Raw genomic sequence first — 15,839 nt, forward strand, 5'->3', positions numbered from 1 at the left:
ACTGCGTGGGTGGTGTGGGCATGCGGGCATGTCAGAACGCGTCCTCGGCCCTCCGGAAGCCGTCGGGCGGGCTGACCGCGAACTGGGGGTCGCCGGAGGCGATCCGGCGGGCGTAGCCGACGACGCTGTCGCGCAGGAAGGCGGCGCAGCTGTGCGCGGCCGACACGGCGTCCTGGTTGGGCGGCGCCATGAAGGCGAACTCCGGCCGGGTGGCCACACCGCGGATCGCGAACGTGTCGGCCCGGTCCAGGCCCAGCGCGATGAGGTGCGGCGCGGCCGGGTTGCCGGCGGTGTCGGTCAGCAGGCGGTGGGCGTCCCGCCAGCCGTTGCCCTCCTCGGGCGCGCCGCCGGTGAGGAAGTGCACGATCGGCCGCAGCACCTGCGCCCCCTCGCCCTTGACCACGCCGACGTCCTGCCCGACGACGGTCTTCAGCAGCTGGAAGGCGTGCCCGTACGACAGCCCCGGCCGCCCGGTGAGGATGGGCGTGCGCGTGCCGGGCGTGACCGTCTCCAGCTGGAGCCGGGGTTCCGTGGTGGCGGCCATGCCGAGGACGGACAGCCGCAGCGCCGAGGAGAGCTCGGGGGTGGAGGAGAGCGCGGAGTGCAGGTCGTTCAGGCCCCGGTTGAGTTCCTCGAGGCAGTCGCGGCCGAGGGACTCGTCGAGCACCAGGTAGATCAGGGCGGTGTAGGCGGGGGTGGTGGGGCGGCCGGTGTAGGGCGGGACGGGGTCGCCGACGACGGTGGTGCCGGGGCCGTAGGGGCCGGTGTGGTCGCCGGCCCGGGGTGGGGTGTAGGCGGGCTGGGTCTGCGTCGGAGTGTACGAGGGCGGCGCCTGGGCCGGTCCGGCGGTGGACGCGGCGGCGGGCGCCGTCGCGAGCTGGGCCGGCGGGGCGTCCCAGGGGCGGGCGCCGGTCAGCTGCGGGGTGCCGGCGGCCGGGAGCTGTGCCTCGCCGCCGGTGGCGCGGCCGACCGCGTCGGTCAGCAGCGACCGCATCACCTCCAGGTCGCCGGCCTGCACCAGGTTCTTCTCCGCCATCGCCTGGAACAGGCCGAGGGCGCGCTGGTTCTGCAGCTCGGCGGTGGCGAAGCGGGCTTCCTCCAGTTTGCGCATCATCTCGAAGGCGCCGGCGGCGTCCTCCGGATGGGTGATCAGGTAGTGCCGGATCAGGCCCTCGCTGGTGGTGAGGGTGTCCTTCAGCGCCGCCGCCTGTCGGGCCGTGGCCTCTATCTCCAGCTCCTGCTTCTTGGAGTCGAGCTGGCCCTGGCGCAGGACGTCGCCCATGTTGGGCACGTGCTCGGCCTGGCCGAGGGTCTCGCGCCGCCCGGCGTCGATCAGGGACTCCAGGTAGGCCCTGGACTTGTCGTCGGGCCGTACGGTCACCTGGCAGCCGTACACGATCAGGCCCTCGGCGAGGGTGACCTGCTGGGCGCACTTCTGGTTCAGGTAGTGCTGGAGGCCGAAGGAGTCCTCGATGGCGAAACGCTGTCCGGCGCCGTGGAAGAGGCTGGTCAGGTAGTTGTGCACCAGGGGCAGCGGGTTGTCGATGCCGGAGCGCACCACGGCCTTGGCGCCCTCCCAGCCGTCGACACGGAAGGCGAAGTCGACCTTGACCTCGAAGGCGTGCACGCCGTCCCGGGAGACCAGCGGGTTGCGGCCGAGGACGGCACTGCGCTGCCGGGGGCGCAGATCGACCTCGTAGCGCATGCGGTACTTGGAGAAGACCTGCTGCGAGGGCGTCATGGGGCGGCCGTCGAAGCACTCCACCTCGCCGGACGCGGTGGCGTAGACGACCGCCAGATGTGGTTCGGTCGCCTTGGTGGGGCCCAGCGCCATGCGGGGTACCGGCGTCCGGTTGGCTATCAGCGAGACCGGGTCGTTCACCGGCCACCTCCTGGCTGAGTGGGGCGAGCGGGCTGTGCGGTCCGCAGGGCGGCGCCGAGGACGGCCGACGAGCGGGGCAGGGGACGGAAGCGGTCGCGGTCGGTCCAGTGGGCGGCGTAGCGCCGCAGGAGCAGGCCGGCCCGGGGGCTGCGGGCGGCGACGTCGTCGACGAGGATGCGGACGAGGTCGTCCAGGAGCTGGGGGTCGGCCTCGGCCTGGGTGGCCCAGGCCTCCAGCACGGTCCCGGCCTGGTCGGAGAAGACCTCGCCGCTGATCGCCTCGGCCCACAGGTAGCCGATCAGCCGGCGCAGTTCACCGCCGGGCGGGCTGTCGGCGGCCAGGCTGAGCAGGGTGGGGCGGCTGCGGCCGGGCAGGCCGCCGGCCGGGGGTTCGTCGGTGATCAGGGCGTTGGCGAGGATCAGGAAGGCCAGGTGCCCGGTGGGGCGGCTTGCCGGTTCGTGCGCCATCTCGGCGAGGGCGCGCAGCACCGCCGGGGCGTTCGCCCGGACGTCGTCCTCCATCAGGTCGGCGACCGCGTCGCCGATCTCGATGGCGACCTGGATGTGGTCGACGGTGCCGAGCCGGGTGAGGGCCTGGACGGCGGTGGGCAGGTCGGCGCCGCCCAGGCACAGGCCGTAGGCGCGGGCGGCGGCGGCCTGGAACTGCCAGGGCCCGCCGAGGTACCAGCCCTCGACGAGGGTGCGCACGCCGGGCCGCAGCGCGGGGTCGCGGGCGCAGACGCGCAGGGCGTAGGCGATGGCCTCGCGGCGCCAGTAGCCGGTGTCCTTGTCGCGGATCCACTCGGGGAAGACGAGGGTGCTGATGGCGTCGAAGGACTCGGTGGCGACCAGGCCGAGTGCGGTCCCGGCGAAGCTGCGCACCTGCTGCGAGGGCTTGTCGACCAACTCGGCGAGCCAGTCGAGGAGTTCACCCTGGATGGTGTACTGCGACCAGGCGTGCCGGATGATCCGCGCCGGGTAGTCGGGGTTGCGGTACTCGGCGACGGTGCAGGGCAGCCAGCCGTTGTCGCCCCGGGTGACCGCGGTGACGGTGCGGGCGCGCAGCTTCTCGTCGAGCATCCGGCGGGACTGGCTGAAGGGGTCCTGGCGCAGCGGTACGGGACCGTGCTCGACGCTGGCGGTCAGCACGCCCCGGTCGCTGCGGAAGCGGTCCAGGAGGGTGCTCGCGGCCATGGCGACGTACTCCTGAGGCAGGCCGCCGAGGACGGCGAGGGCGACGGCGTGGGTGCGCAGGCCGGTGTCACCGAGGCACTCGAACCATTCCTCGGGGCCCTCGCCGCCGGTCTGGTCCATCCGGGCCCGGACCCGCTCCGGGTCGACGGTGCCGGTACCGTGCTCGTGCCCGATGACCTCGGCGAGGCGGGCGGCGTCGCGGCAGGCGGCGCCCAGGTCGAGCAGTTCCTCGCACAGGTCCCTCACGCCCGCCGCAGCGAGTGCGCGTTCGGCGTCCTCCTCGCCGAGCCGGTGCGCGAGGTGGGCCAGGAGGACGTCGTGCAGGACGTCGGGGCGGGCGATGCGCTGGACGTACTCACCGACGCCGCGGCCGAGTTCGGCCTCCGGGCCGGCGATCAGCACCAGGCGGGCCTCGGCCTGCAGCAGCAGGTCCTCCAGGCCGGCCAGCTGGGGGCCGCGCAGCTCGCCGAGGTCGGCGGGCCGGTCCAGCAGCAGGCCCGCGCCGCTGCCGAGCTGCTTGAGCTCGGTCAGCCGGGTCAGTTCGGCGACCGAGTCCAGCAGGTAGAAGGACGTGGCGTGCGCGGAGATCAGCAGCCGTACGGCCGCGGCGGTCTTGCCCGCGCCGCCGGGGCCGCGCAGCACGACCGAGCGGCGCTGCCAGGCGTCGGCGACGACGTCGTCCCAGCGGGGCGGCGCCTGGAAGGTGTGCCGGACGGTGTCCACGATGCCGGCGGCCAGGGCGCGCAGGACGACGCCGCGTTCCCCGCCGGCATGGATGACGATCTTGTCGCCCTCGACCCGGTCGCCGCCGATGTGCGTCCAGGCGGTGCGCAGCAGCCCGGCGCGCAGGCTGCCCTGACCGGCGCGGGCGGTGGCCTGGCGGGCGGTGTCGTTCGTACCGACGGTGCTGTCGGGGGGTGCGGGCTGCTGGGCGTCGCCCTGCTGACCACCGCCGCCCTGCTGGGGGGCGCCGCCGTCGCCGCCGGCGCCCGGGCCGGACGGGGATGCGCCGCCGCCCTGGCCGCCGGCACCCGGTGGAGGCGCGCTTCCGGGCTGTCCCTGCGGGGCCCCGGGGCTCGCGGCGGGTGCGGCCGTCGTGGGCTGTGCGGTGGTGGGCTGCGGGGCGGCGGGGGTGCTCATGAGCCGTCCGCGGGGGTGGTGCGGTGGGGCGGGACCGGGTGCCCGTAGTGGTACTCGGTCTTGTTGCCGTTCACGTAGTCACCCTGGACGTACGGACCGTTGACGGCCACCGCGCCGTCCCCGACGGCGATCTGGCTGTTCGTCACACCGCTGATGTACGACGCGGGCGGCGGGACCGTGCTCCCCGGTCCGGTCCCGCCGCCTGCCGCTCCCGCGTGGCCGCCCGTGCCGGGGCTGCCCCCGGGTCTGCTGTCACGTGGCGGCTCCCCCGAGTCCGCGGGAAGTCCGGGCGGCGCCGGGTAGCCGGGTACGGTGACCCAGCCCCGGCGCGGCTCGCCGTGCTTGGTGACGAAGTCGGCGGGCAGGTAGGCCGCCGGATCGATGCCCGGGTAGCCGCCCAGCACCACCTTCCGGTGGATGTCCTCGGAGACGACCACCACCAGATGGGCCCGGCCGGCCCGGGCGAGCACCTGCTTGACGGGGCCCGCGTCCACCAGCCGGGCCAGGTCGTTGATGGCGTTGCCGGTCCATAACTGGCCCTGCTGGATGACCAGCCCCTGGTTGAGCCCGACCCGCAGCCGCATCCGGTGGTCGTGGTTGTACTGCCCCCGGTGTGCGACCAGGGCGTCCTCCAGGCCGCGCACCAGCTCGCGCAGCAGCCTGGTGGGGCTGGTGCCGATCGGGATCAGCAGCAGCATTCCGTCCCCGCGGTCCTGCCAGGGGCACTGGTCCAGGTCGAGCCCCGCGCGCCGCAGCGCGAACGCGACGACCTGGTGCATGCTCTGGTGAAGTGTCGCCTGCGTGGTCTCCGGGCGCAGACTGAAGTCCTCGATGTCGAGGAGCACGATCCAGTGGCTGAGCGGATCGTCCGGAACCAGCATGTGCGACCTCCCGTGCCGGAGCAGGGCGCGCGTGCGCCCCGCGCATCTCTGGATAGGACCTGCTGTCGGCAGTGTCTACGCCATCTGGCGCACAATGCCCTCTTGCCAACGTGTTCGCCGAGCTTTCCGGCACAACGTCACACGTACGCGTACGATGCCTCATCGGCGTTCATGAAACCCCCCGAACGGAAACTGTCGTTCCGTCATAATCCGTGTCCTGGATGGTAGTTCGCTGTCAATGGCAAAGCGCAGAAAGACGGTGGAGGGGGCCCGGGTGCGCCAGTTCCGCGTCCCGCCGCAATTGCTGCTGGGGTTCCTGCTCGGCCTGGTGGTCGTGGTGTTCGCCCGCTCCTGCGGCGGCGAGGCCGGCCCGGGAGGCAGCCCGGCGGCGGCTTCGGCTCCTTCGGCCGGCGGCGGATCGCCGGTGACACGCGCGGGCGGCGCCCCTTCGGGCCTGCCCGCGCTGTGGCCCGCGCCGCGGAGCGTGCGCCGTGACGCCGGTTCGGTGCGGATCGGCCGCAGTGTGGCGGTGCGCTCCGACGCCGGGACCGACGCGGCCACGCTGGACGCCGTCACCCGTGCGCTGCGCGCGGGCGGTGCGCGGGAGGTCCGCCTCGGGGACGCGCCCAGGTCCGGCGAGCTGCTGGTCACGGTGGCCTCGGGCGGTATGCCGGCCGAGTTGTCGGCGCTGCGGGTGCAGGGGCCCACCGCCCTCGCCGCCGGCGGATACGTGCTCGCCGTCGGCAGGGACCACGGCCGGCCCCGCGCGGTCCTCGCCGGCGCGGACGCGGCCGGCGCCTTCCACGCCGCCCAGACCTTCGCCCAGCTGGTCCGCCCGGTCGGCTCGACGGCGGCCCGCACCGAGCTGCCCGCCGTGCGCGTCCGCGACTGGCCCGCCACCGCGGCCCGCGGGATCGTCGAGGGCTTCTACGGAAAGCCCTGGACCCGGCAGGAGCGCCTGGACCAGTTGGACTTCGCCGCCCGCTTCAAGCTCGACACCTACCTCTACAGCCCCAAGGACGACCCGTACCTGCGCTCCCGCTGGCGCGAGCCCTACCCCGAGGCACAGCTCGGCGAGCTGCGCACCGTGGCCCGGCGGGCGGACGCCGACCACGTCTCCTTCGTGTACGCCCTCTCCCCCGGCCCGTCGATCTGCTACTCCTCCGCCACGGACACCGCCGCGCTGATCGCCAAGTTCCGGCAGCTGTGGGACGACGCCGGCGTACGGGCCTTCGCCGTCCCCCTGGACGACATCGACATCGACCGCTGGAACTGCGCGCGCGACGCGGCCGTGTACGGCAGCGGGCGGGGCGCCGTCGGACGGGCCCAGGCGGCCCTGCTGAACAAGGTGCGGCACGAGTTCCTCGACGCACGCCCCGGCGCCGCCCCGCTGCTCACCGTGCCCACCGAGTACGACGGGTCGACCGCGAGCGCGTACAAGAGCGCGCTGGCGGCCGGGCTGGACCGGGACGTCACCGTGATGTGGACCGGCCCGCAGATCGTCTCGCCCGGCATCCGCGCCGGCCAGGCCCGCGCGGCGGCGGAGCGGTACGGGCATCCGGTGCTGCTGTGGGACAACTACCCGGTCAACGACTACACCGCGCGGCACCTGCTGCTGGGCCCGTACACCGGTCGTGACGAGGGCCTGCCCGGAGCCGTGGCGGGCGTCCTGGCCAACCCGATGCCCCAGGCCGCCGCCTCCGATCCGGCGCTGTTCTCGATGGCCGCGTACGCCTGGAACCCCACGGCATACCGGCCCGCCGAGGCGCTCGACGCGGGCCTGGCGGTGCTGGCCGACGGCGACGAGCCCGCCCTGACCGCGCTGCGCGCCTTCGCCGACGTCAACCGGGCCTCGCGCCTCGACACCGTGCAGGCGCCGCGACTGGCGGCGCTCACGGCGGCGTACTGGCGGGGTGACGCGAAGGCCGGGACCGCCCTGCGCGAGCGGCTCACCGTCCTCGCGTCGGCCCCGGACGCGGTACCGGCATCACTGCGCGGCTCGGCCGCCCCGTGGCTGGCGTGCGCCAGGGACTGGGCCCGGGCCGCCCTGGCCGCGCTCGACGTACGCGACGGCAAGGGGTCCAGGTCCCGGGTGCGGTCCCTGCGGACGGCCGCCCGCTCCCACACGACCGTGGACTGGAAGGGCCGGACCCTGGCGGTGGAGGTGGGGACCGGGGTGCTGGACGCGTTCGTGGCGCGGGTGGTGGGTCAGTAGGCCGGGCGGGCCCGGTGGCTACCCCCTGAAGTCCGCCGGGCGCTCCGGGGACGCCTCCGCCAAGGCCTTCTGCACGGCCTCCACTCCTGCCCGCAGGCCGTACACCGGGGTGCCGGGCTGCTGGCGCCAGGAGTCGTCGATGCCGCCCGCGTCGACCGTGTCGAAGCCGAGTTCGTCGACCAGGCCGCGGACCACGCGCTTGGCGGCCTCGTCGTCGCCGGCCACCGGCAGGGCCATGCGGTCGGGGGCGCCGGCCGGGCGCGGGCGCTCCAGGATGTCCTGGGCGTAGGTGCCGTTGAAGGCCTTGATCACGGGGTGGCCGATCTGGCGTTCGGTCCAGCGGCTCTCGGTGAGGCCATCGTCCTCGATTGCCGCGATACGGCCGTCCCGCTGCTGGGGGTAGTAGTTGCCGGTGTCGATCACGGCGACCCCTTCCGCCGCACCGTCCAGCAGGCCGGACGGCAGGTCCGGGACCGCCTTCAGGGGGACGGTGACCACGACGACCTCCGCGCCGCGTGCCGCCTGCTCCACCGGGACGGGGGTCGCGCCCGTCTCCTCGGCCAGTTCGGTGAGCGTGTGCGGACCGCGCGAGTTGGCGACGGAGACGTCGTGACCGAGGGCAGTGAGCCGCCGGGTGAGGTTGCCGCCGATGTTGCCCGCGCCGATGATGCCGATCTTCATGACTCGTCTCGCCCTTCCGGGGGGTCGGTGAACAGCCTTGGCCTGCCTGTACAGGTCACCACCAACCACGGGACAGGGCGCGCTATTCCGGCTCGCCCGGACTTCGGACCCGTACGGCGGTCTTGCCGGTGTGCCGGTTCGACTCCATCAGGCGGTGGCGCATGAGGAAGGGGGGCGCCCTTCCGGACGCCCCCCTTGTCCTCGGGCCCTCGCGTCACTTGCTCAGGTACGCCCAGAACTCGTCGAACGTCAGGACCTTGTCGCCGTTGAGGTCGCGGGTCCTGATGACGGCTTCGGCCACCGAGTCGGTGACGTTCCAGTCGCCCCCCTGGGCCAGGGCGGACTTGAGCTCGGCGGCGGTGATGAAACCGTCACCGTCCGCATCGATCCGCTGGAACTGCTTGCGTGCTTCCTCGATGTCCGCCACCGATCCGCCCCTCTTTGTCGCGTTTCTCTGGTCTTGCTGGCTCACTGCCGCTGGTCAGATTAACCGGCCCCGTGCGCGTCCAGTGCGGCGACCACCCAGGCGAACTCCTCCCGGTGCGCCGGCAGGGGCTCAGGCGCTCGGTGATCCCCCACTCGCGCGCGTCCCCCGCCAGCTCGACGAGGCGCTTGGCGAACCGGAGTGAGGCACCGGCGGGCACGTCCGGCCCGCGGTCGGCCGCGTTGAACTCGGTCGACCTGCGCATCCGCGCCCGGCACCCGGGATCCTGGATCATCTCGGCCAGCTCCACCCAGGCGTCGACCTGGTCGTGCGTCGGGTCGTCCGGCAGGCCCACGGCCGGACGCCACATCCGCTGCCGGATCTCAGGGTCGAAGGTGCCGAGTCCGTCGGGCATCTCCTCCACGAACTCCTCCGGGATCCGCCTGTGCTCGGCGGCCGGCGGCCGTGCCAGTCTGTTCGTCAGCGCCGTCTCCTCCGCACTCGAACCGCGTCGCGCCACCGTGGACGGCACCGCCCGGGTCCACTTCCAGGGAGCGGATCTGCGCGTCGAGGGCGGTCACGGTGCGCGGCCGCCACCTCCGCGACCGTCGTCTCACCGGCCGGCACCCGCGCACGTGAGCCAGGCCGAGACCGAGCTCGCGCAGGGTGCGGATCAGTTCCGGGCGGGCGACGGACCCGGCGTCGTACAGCCGGTGTCCGCCCGAGGAGCGGGCCACCGGGGGAAGGGTGCCCTCGTCGGACCAGTAGTGGATGGTCCGCACGGTCAGTCCGGTGGCCCGGGCCGGCTCGCCGATGGTGAAGAGGGGGGTGCCGTCTGCGTTCACACCGGCGAGTGCGGACCTTCCAGTGGGTGGAGACTCAAGGAGCCCGGTGGCGGCTCACGACAGGCCCTCTAGCGGAAGATGCCCGTGTGGCCGAGCGAGTAGCGGCCCGGCTGGGGGTAGACGGCCAGGCCGTGCGGGCCGCTGCCGACCGGGATGCGGGCCAGCTGGGCACCGGTGCGGGTGTCGATGGCGTACACCTCGGAGTCGTAACGGCCGGACAGCCACAGCACCTTGCCGTCCGCCGAGACCCCGCCCATGTCGGGGCTGCCGCCGTCGGGCAGGTGCCACTTCTTGGTCAGCCCGCGCTGGCTGAAGTCGAAGACGGAGATGCTGCCCTCGCCCCGGTTGGAGATGTACATCTCGCGCGAGTCCCGGCTGATGTACAACCCGTGGGCACCCGCGCCGGTGTACAGGAACCTGGGCCTGTCGAAGGTGTCGCCGTTGAGGATCCACAGGCCGTTCGCCATCATGTCGGCGACGTAGAACCGCCTGCCGTCGGGCGAGACCTTGACGTCCTGCGGCATGGCGCCGTCGAGGGGCAGCTTCTGCTGGTCGATCACCTTCATCTGCTCGGTGTCGACCTTGAGGAGTTCGCCGCTGAACTCGCAGGAGACGATGAAGTACCGGCCGTCGAGGGAGAAGTCGGCGTGGTTGACGCCGGCGCAGCTGACCGGGACGGTCTTGACCGTCTTCATGGTGTGCGCGTCACGGAAGACGAGTTCGCGGTCGAGGGAGGCCATCACGACGGCGTACCTGCCGTGCGGCGTGAAGTACAGGTTGTAGGGGTCGTGGACGTCGACCTGCCGGCCGGCCTTTCCCGTCCTCGGGTCGATGGGTGTGAGGGTGTTGCCCTTGTCGTCGTTGACCCAGAGGGTCTTCAGGTCCCAGGAGGGCACCACGTGCTGGGGCTGCCGGCCCACCGGGATCGTGTCGATGACCTCGTACGTCTTCGGGTCGATCACGGAGACCGTGTCGGAGTCGGTGTTGGGGACGTAGACCCGGGACGGGAAGTCCTTCACCACCGGGGAGAGGCGGTTGGGGCGGTCCGCGGCGTACACGTCGCTCGGGTCGAGCACGGGAGGCATCCCGGGCAACCCGTCGACCCGCGCCTTCTTCACCCGGGGCGGAACGGGCGGCTTGCTGACGAGGGCCTCGTCCTTGACGTGCCGGGTACCGCCGCCGCACGCGGACAGCAGCGTCAGGGCGGCGAGGGCGGCACCGGCGACCAGGGCGCGGGCGTGGGTGGGATGCATCAGCTCAGCAGCTCCGTGGTGGTGACCGCGCGCAGTCCGCGGCGGCCGAGTTCGTGGAGTACGGCGGGGAGGGCGGCGACCGTGTCCGGGTAACCGAAGTGCAGGCTCACCACGGATCCGGCGCGCGCCCGGTCCAGGACCGTGCGGGTGATGGCGGGGGCGCCGGGCCGGGTGTAGTCGAGCGAGTCGACGTCGTACGACAGCACGTGCGGGTAACCCGCCTCCCGGGCCAGCCGGGTGACCAGCGAGGAGGCGGTCGGGGCGCGGGAGGGCCGGAACCAGGTGCCGATCGAGCCGGTGAGCCGCTTGAGGCGGTCCGCGCAGGCGGTGATCTCGGCGCGGGCGTCGGTCTCGGACATGGCGTTGATCGCGAGGTGGCGCTGGGTGTGGTTGCCCAGGTCGTGACCGCCGTCCAGGATCCGGCGGGCCAGGCCGGGGTGCTCGTCGAGCCAGCCGCCGACGGCGAGCACGGTGATCCGGGCCCCATGTTTCTCGGCCTCGCCGAGCAGGTGGCGGGCGAGTGCGGGATCGCCCTGGCCGTGGAAGGTGAGGGCGACGCGGAGGCGGGTGCGCGGGCCGTGGGTGATCTGGACGGGGTGCCGGGGGAAGGTGCGGGGCGCGGGGGCCGTCCGGGGTGTGGCCGCCGGGCGGCCGGATACGGGGGCCTGCGCTGCGGACGCGGCGGGGCGCACGGAAGCGCCGGTCTCCGCGCATCCGGCGGCGAGCGCGCCCCCGGCGGCGAGCCCGGCGCCCGCGCGGAGCACTCCGCGTCGGTTGGTCGTGGTCACCCGCACCATTTAAGGGGCGCCAGGCAAGAAAACCCCCCATTAGCCCGACCAGGGGACGATTTCGGGTCGCGGTGCGCACACTCGGCCTGCCCGGCGTCCGGGGACGAGACACCCCTCACGCGGTCGCACCCGGAATCGGCCCGCCCCAGGACCTAGCGGTCGGCGACCCGCATCTCGAACCAGGTCGTCTTGCCGCGCGGCAGCAGGTCCACGCCCCAGCGGTCGGACAGCTTGTCCACCAGGAACAGGCCCCGGCCGCTGATGTCCGTCTCCTGAACCGGCATCAGGCAGGGCAGCCCGCGGGAGGGGTCGCGGACCTCGACGCGCAGCCAGCCGCGGCGGCGGCGCATACGGAGGCCGAAGACGCGGGCGCCGGTGTGCCGTACGGCGTTGCCGACGAGTTCGGAGACGAGCAGGACGACGTCCTCCGTCATCTTCGGGGTGAGCTCCCACTGACGCAGGACGACGACCTGGGCGAGCCTGCGGGCGGTGGCGGCCGACTCCGGGCGGGACGGCAGCGGAACCTCGGCCTCCGTCGGATTGCCGAACAACTCGAGCGCCTTGAGCGCCCGTTCGTCCTCGACCGCAGGCGACCAGCGCGCCGCGGTCGCACGGCCGTGTCCCCGCGGCTGTTCGATGCCCTCCAGCCCCGCCATGCCCCCATCATGGCCGCCCGGAGCACCCCCCGGGGGCCGTTCCCGAGGAATACGCCCCCCGGACGCTACCGTTTCGCAAGCCCTCTCCGGCATATGCCGATGGCACTTTGGAGGCATCGGCACCCCGTCCGGCCTGCGGTGACGGCTCGCTCCCGGGCAAGCGACGGGCACCTGCGACAAGGCAGGGTTAAGGCTGTCATAAGGCTGCCATAAACCGCCCCAACGAGGGACCCGACCGGACGCCGCGTCAATTGCCGGTATTCGGCGGGAGGTTCAGAGGAACTTGGCCTTGCCGGGCCCCTCCTCCACGAAGCTGCGCATGCCGCGCTCCCGGTCCTCGGTGGCGAACAGCCCCGCGAACCAGTTCCGTTCGACCGCGAGCCCGGTCTCCAGGTCGGTCTCCACACCGGTGTCGACGGACTCCTTCGCCGCGCGCAGCGCGATCGCCGGTCCCTGCGCGAGCCTGGCGGCCCAGGCGTGCGCCTCGGCGTACACCTCGGCGGCCGGGACCACCCGGTCCACCAGGCCGATCGCCAGCGCCTCCTCGGCCTTCACCATGCGGCCGGTGAAGATGAGGTCCTTGGCCTTGGAGGGGCCGACCAGCCGGGGCAGCCGCTGGGTGCCGCCCGCGCCCGGGATCAGGCCGAGCAGGATCTCCGGCTGGCCGAGCTTGGCGTTGTCGGCGGCGATGCGGTAGTCGGCACACAGGGCCAGTTCGCAGCCGCCGCCCAGCGCGTACCCCGTGACGGCGGCGACCACCGGCTTGGGGATGCGGGCCACGGCGGTGAAGGAGTCCTGCAGGGCGCGGGCGCGCAGGACCATCGCGGTGTGGTCCATGGCCTGCATCTCCTTGATGTCCGCGCCCGCCGCGAACACCTTCTCGCCGCCGTAGATCACCACGGCGCGCACGTCGTCGCGGCGCGTGGCCTCCTCGGCGAGTTCCTTGAGCCGGTCCTGCGTGGCGACGTCCAGGGCGTTCATCGGGGGGCGGTCGAGGCGGAGGGTGCCGACGCCTTCGGCGACTTCGAGATTCACGGTCATGGGCAGCAGGTTAACGGCCATTAACGGCAGTGGGCCCGGTGCCGTCCGTCACAGCACCGGGCCCGTGCGTCAGCGCGGGCTCACGCCTTCCACTTGTCCCACGGCATGTTCCAGCCGTTGAGCCCGTTGTCCGGGTCCACGGTCCGGTCGTGGGAGTTCTTGACGACCACCACGTCACCGATCATGGAGTGGTTGAAGAACCAGGCCGCCGGCACCCCGCTGTCGTAACCGCCCTTGACGTCGCGCAGGCCCACGCAGCCGTGGCTGGCGTTGTAGTTGCCGAAGGCGCCGCCGCCCCAGTAGTTGCCGTGGATGAAGGTGCCGGAGGTGGTCAGGCGGATGGCGTGCGGGACGTCCTTGATGTCGTACTCGCCGCCGTAGCCGACGGTCTCACCGTTCATGCGGGTCTCGGTGAGCTTCTCGCTCATGACCATCTGGCCGTTCCAGGTGTCGTAGCCGGGCTTGCCGGTGGTGACGGGGATGGTCTTGATGGTCTTGCCGTCCTGGGTGACCTTCATCGTGTGCTTCTTGGCGTCCACGACGGAGACCTGGTTGCGGCCGATGGTGAACTTCACCGTCTTGGCCTGCTTGCCGTAGACGCCGTCGCGGCCCTCGACGCCGTCGAGGTTCAGCATCACGGTGACCTTGGTGCCGGACTTCCAGTACTTCTCGGGCCGGAAGTCGAGGCGGTCGTTGCCGAACCAGTGGCCCTCGACGTCGACGGCCGGCTCGGTCTTGATCTGGACGGCCTTCTCCACGTCCTGCGGATGCGTGATGCCCCGGGTGAAGCGGATGGAGAACGGCATGCCGACGCCGACCGTGGAACCGTCCTCGGGGGTGAAGTAGCCGGCGAAGGTGTTCTTCGGGGTCAGCGTGGTGAAGCTGGAGTCCTGGGCCGTCTTACGGCCCTCGGAGTCCTCGGCGACCGCGTGCACGGTGTACTTGGTGGCGGCGGCCAGATGGGTCGAGGGCGTCCAGCCGGCGCCCCCGCCGGTGATCGTGCCGGTGATCGTGGTGCCCTTGTCGTCCTTGACCTCGACCTCGGTCAGCTTGCCCTTGCCGGCGGTGACCTTGAGGGCGCCGCTGGTGTCGACCTCGGTGGCGCCCGACTTCGGCGAGATGGTGACCACGGCGTCGGACTGCTTGCTCCGCGCGTCCTCGCCCTTCCCGTCGCCGGAACCGGACCCCGAGTCCGAGTCGCCCCCACCGCACGCGGTGACGGCCATCAGCAGCGCGCCGGCTATGAGCACCGGCCAGCCCTTCCGGCCCCGCCGCCGGCCCCCACCCGACGCCCCCGATATCGGCCGCACGTTCAAGACTTCTCCCCTCCGCGGGCCTGGTCAGACCCGCGCCCCGGCGCGCCCCACGCACGCATCGGCGCATATTAACCGCAAGGTTTTGGGGATCGTGTCAGGCAATGGTCACCGTTCCGTCGCAACATCAACCACTGCCACCGGCGCCGTCCGCCGGGTCACTTGACCGCGCTGCCCGCCTTCCACTCCTTCCACCCCATGTTCCACCCGCCGAGGCCATTGTCGGGAGCGACCTTTTTGTCATTGCTGTGCACGACCTCGATGACGTCCCCGACGAGGCTGCGGTCGAAGAACCAGCCCGCGGGCGTGTCCGAACTGCCGCCCTTGACGTCCCTGAGGCCCACGCAGCCGTGGCTGACGTTGACGTGCCCGGGGGCGTCCGGGGCCCAGTAGTTGCCGTGCAGGAAGGTGCCGGAGCTGGTGAGCTTCATGGCGTGCGGGACGTCGGGGATGTCGTACTCGCCGCCGAAGCCGACCGTCTGGCTGTTCATGCGGGTGACCTCGAGCATGTCCATCACCACCATCTTCCCGTTGTAGGTGGTGGTCTTGGGGGCGCCCGCGGTGATGGGCACGGTGGCGAGCAGTTCGCCGTCCCGGCGCACCTCCATGGTGTGCTCGGCCGCGTCCACCAGCGAGACCTGGCTGCGGCCGACGGTGAAGGCGAACGTCTTGTACTGCAGCCCGTAGACGCCGGGCGCCGCCTCGACGTCGCGCAGCCGCAGGTCGACGGTGACCTGGGTGCCGGGCTTCCAGTAGTGCTCGGGGCGGAAGTCCAGGCGGCTCTTGCCGAACCAGTGCGGGCGGATCTCCACGGGGGGCTGCGCGGTGACGCGGACGGCCCGCTCGACGGCGGCCCGGTTCTCGATCTCCCGGCTGAAGTCCAGGGAGACGATCATCCCGGTGCCGACGGTGGCGCGGTTCTCGGGGGTGACGTATCCGATGAACCGCTCCTCGGGGACGTACGTCGTGAAGGTGGTGTGCCGCGCCGAGCGATGCCCGTCGCCGTCCCGCGCCACCGCGTTCACGGTGTACTTGGCGGCCAGCGCCAGCCTGCGCCCGTCGGGCTCCCAGGTCGTGCCGTCCTCGGTGAGGTGACCGGGCACCGGGGTGTCCTGGGCGTCCTGGGACCGGACCACGGTCACCGACTCCAGGCGCCCGCTGGACACCCGTACCCGCAGCCGCCCGTCCGGCCGTACGTCCTTGCTGCCGTCGTCCGGCCAGACGCGGATGGTGTCCTCGGGGGCCGGGGGTTTGCCCAGGACCCGGTCGATGCCGATGTCGTCCGTGACGTCCGGACCGCAGCCGGTGGCCCCGGCCAGCAGTCCCGCCCATGTCAGTACCGCGGCCAGCGCGACGCCCGCGCGCCGTGCGCGCCCTTGTGCATGCCTCACGAGGGACTCAACGACCGCCCCGCCCTGGGGAAACGTGAGTGCGACGCCAGGGCTGGGCAGAACAGTGGGGAGGACGACGCGACGGGGCACACGGCGGGACCCCGCGTGCCCGGTTCCACGCCGTTCCACGAGCCGC

12 protein-coding genes and 1 pseudogene are annotated in these 15,839 nt (G+C 72.7%); 1 reads left to right on the plus strand and 12 read right to left on the minus strand.

The annotated features are described in order from the left end of the window. Positions 1-31 precede the first annotated feature (31 nt). The 3 genes from ACIBBH_RS14915 to ACIBBH_RS14925 are packed head-to-tail and all read right to left on the minus strand — an operon-like array spanning position 32 to position 5,096. Positions 32-1,882 carry a hypothetical protein gene (locus tag ACIBBH_RS14915; RefSeq protein WP_399404637.1) on the minus strand — a complete coding sequence of 617 codons (1,851 nt, stop codon included), beginning with the start codon at positions 1,880-1,882 and terminating at the stop codon, positions 32-34. Further along, positions 1,879-4,215, minus strand: a complete 2,337-nt coding sequence (locus ACIBBH_RS14920; protein WP_399404638.1) for a hypothetical protein — start codon at positions 4,213-4,215, stop codon at positions 1,879-1,881. Before ACIBBH_RS14920 ends, ACIBBH_RS14915 begins: the two co-directional genes overlap by 4 nt. Continuing rightward, a complete protein-coding gene (locus ACIBBH_RS14925; protein ID WP_399404639.1) occupies positions 4,212-5,096 on the minus strand; it encodes a hypothetical protein in 885 nt (294 codons plus the stop codon). Before ACIBBH_RS14925 ends, ACIBBH_RS14920 begins: the two co-directional genes overlap by 4 nt. 238 nt (positions 5,097-5,334) lie before the next feature. Here ACIBBH_RS14925 and ACIBBH_RS14930 point away from each other — a divergent pair, with 238 nt between their 5' ends. Beyond that, on the plus strand, positions 5,335-7,311 hold the full coding sequence (locus ACIBBH_RS14930) for a beta-N-acetylglucosaminidase domain-containing protein (RefSeq protein ID WP_399404640.1): 1,977 nt from the start codon (positions 5,335-5,337) through the stop codon (positions 7,309-7,311). Between the two features lie 18 nt (positions 7,312-7,329). Here the strand turns inward: ACIBBH_RS14930 and ACIBBH_RS14935 are convergent, their stop codons facing one another. From ACIBBH_RS14935 to ACIBBH_RS14975, 9 genes and pseudogenes are all read right to left on the minus strand, one after another. After that, the gene (locus tag ACIBBH_RS14935) at positions 7,330-8,046 is read right to left on the minus strand and encodes an NADPH-dependent F420 reductase (RefSeq protein ID WP_399404668.1); all 717 of its coding nucleotides are present in this window, start codon (positions 8,044-8,046) and stop codon (positions 7,330-7,332) included. 160 nt (positions 8,047-8,206) lie between these two features. Then, a complete protein-coding gene (locus tag ACIBBH_RS14940; protein WP_399404641.1) occupies positions 8,207-8,419 on the minus strand; it encodes an EF-hand domain-containing protein in 213 nt (70 codons plus the stop codon). A 142-nt stretch (positions 8,420-8,561) separates the two neighbouring features. Beyond that, positions 8,562-9,261: pseudogene (locus ACIBBH_RS14945) on the minus strand (MerR family transcriptional regulator); the annotation flags it as partial. Between the two features lie 68 nt (positions 9,262-9,329). Continuing rightward, the gene (locus ACIBBH_RS14950) at positions 9,330-10,514 is read right to left on the minus strand and encodes a hypothetical protein (RefSeq protein WP_399404642.1); all 1,185 of its coding nucleotides are present in this window, start codon (positions 10,512-10,514) and stop codon (positions 9,330-9,332) included. Beyond that, positions 10,514-11,302 (minus strand): polysaccharide deacetylase family protein, encoded by a 789-nt coding sequence (locus ACIBBH_RS14955; protein ID WP_399404643.1) that lies wholly within the window; start codon positions 11,300-11,302, stop codon positions 10,514-10,516. The genes ACIBBH_RS14950 and ACIBBH_RS14955 overlap by 1 nt, the downstream gene beginning before the upstream one ends. 152 nt (positions 11,303-11,454) lie before the next feature. Beyond that, positions 11,455-11,958, minus strand: a complete 504-nt coding sequence (locus ACIBBH_RS14960; protein ID WP_399404644.1) for an ATP-binding protein — start codon at positions 11,956-11,958, stop codon at positions 11,455-11,457. A 273-nt stretch (positions 11,959-12,231) separates the two neighbouring features. Further along, entirely contained in the window at positions 12,232-12,999 is a 768-nt protein-coding gene (locus ACIBBH_RS14965; RefSeq protein ID WP_399404645.1) for an enoyl-CoA hydratase/isomerase family protein, read from the minus strand. An 80-nt stretch (positions 13,000-13,079) separates the two neighbouring features. Continuing rightward, positions 13,080-14,315: an Ig-like domain-containing protein gene (locus ACIBBH_RS14970; RefSeq protein ID WP_399404646.1), complete on the minus strand. Its 1,236-nt coding sequence runs from the start codon at positions 14,313-14,315 to the stop codon at positions 13,080-13,082. A 155-nt stretch (positions 14,316-14,470) separates the two neighbouring features. Continuing rightward, positions 14,471-15,703, minus strand: coding sequence for an Ig-like domain-containing protein (locus ACIBBH_RS14975; RefSeq protein WP_399404647.1), 1,233 nt, complete (start codon positions 15,701-15,703; stop codon positions 14,471-14,473). Between the last annotated feature and the right edge of the window lie 136 nt (positions 15,704-15,839).

The sequence above is a fragment of the Streptomyces sp. NPDC051636 genome, assembly GCF_044453765.1.
Classification (GTDB): Bacteria; Actinomycetota; Actinomycetes; order Streptomycetales; family Streptomycetaceae; genus Streptomyces.

Excerpts from the sequence above, each read along its gene's own strand:
- ACIBBH_RS14965 (WP_399404645.1), bottom strand. The coding sequence starts at position 12,999 with ATGACCGTGAATCTCGAAGTCGCCGAAGGCGTCGGCACCCTCCGCCTC.
- ACIBBH_RS14950 (WP_399404642.1), bottom strand. The coding sequence starts at position 10,514 with ATGCATCCCACCCACGCCCGCGCCCTGGTCGCCGGTGCCGCCCTCGCC.
- ACIBBH_RS14960 (WP_399404644.1), bottom strand. The coding sequence starts at position 11,958 with ATGGCGGGGCTGGAGGGCATCGAACAGCCGCGGGGACACGGCCGTGCG.
- ACIBBH_RS14930 (WP_399404640.1), top strand. The coding sequence starts at position 5,335 with ATGGCAAAGCGCAGAAAGACGGTGGAGGGGGCCCGGGTGCGCCAGTTC.
- ACIBBH_RS14920 (WP_399404638.1), bottom strand. The coding sequence starts at position 4,215 with ATGAGCACCCCCGCCGCCCCGCAGCCCACCACCGCACAGCCCACGACG.
- ACIBBH_RS14925 (WP_399404639.1), bottom strand. The coding sequence starts at position 5,096 with ATGCTGGTTCCGGACGATCCGCTCAGCCACTGGATCGTGCTCCTCGAC.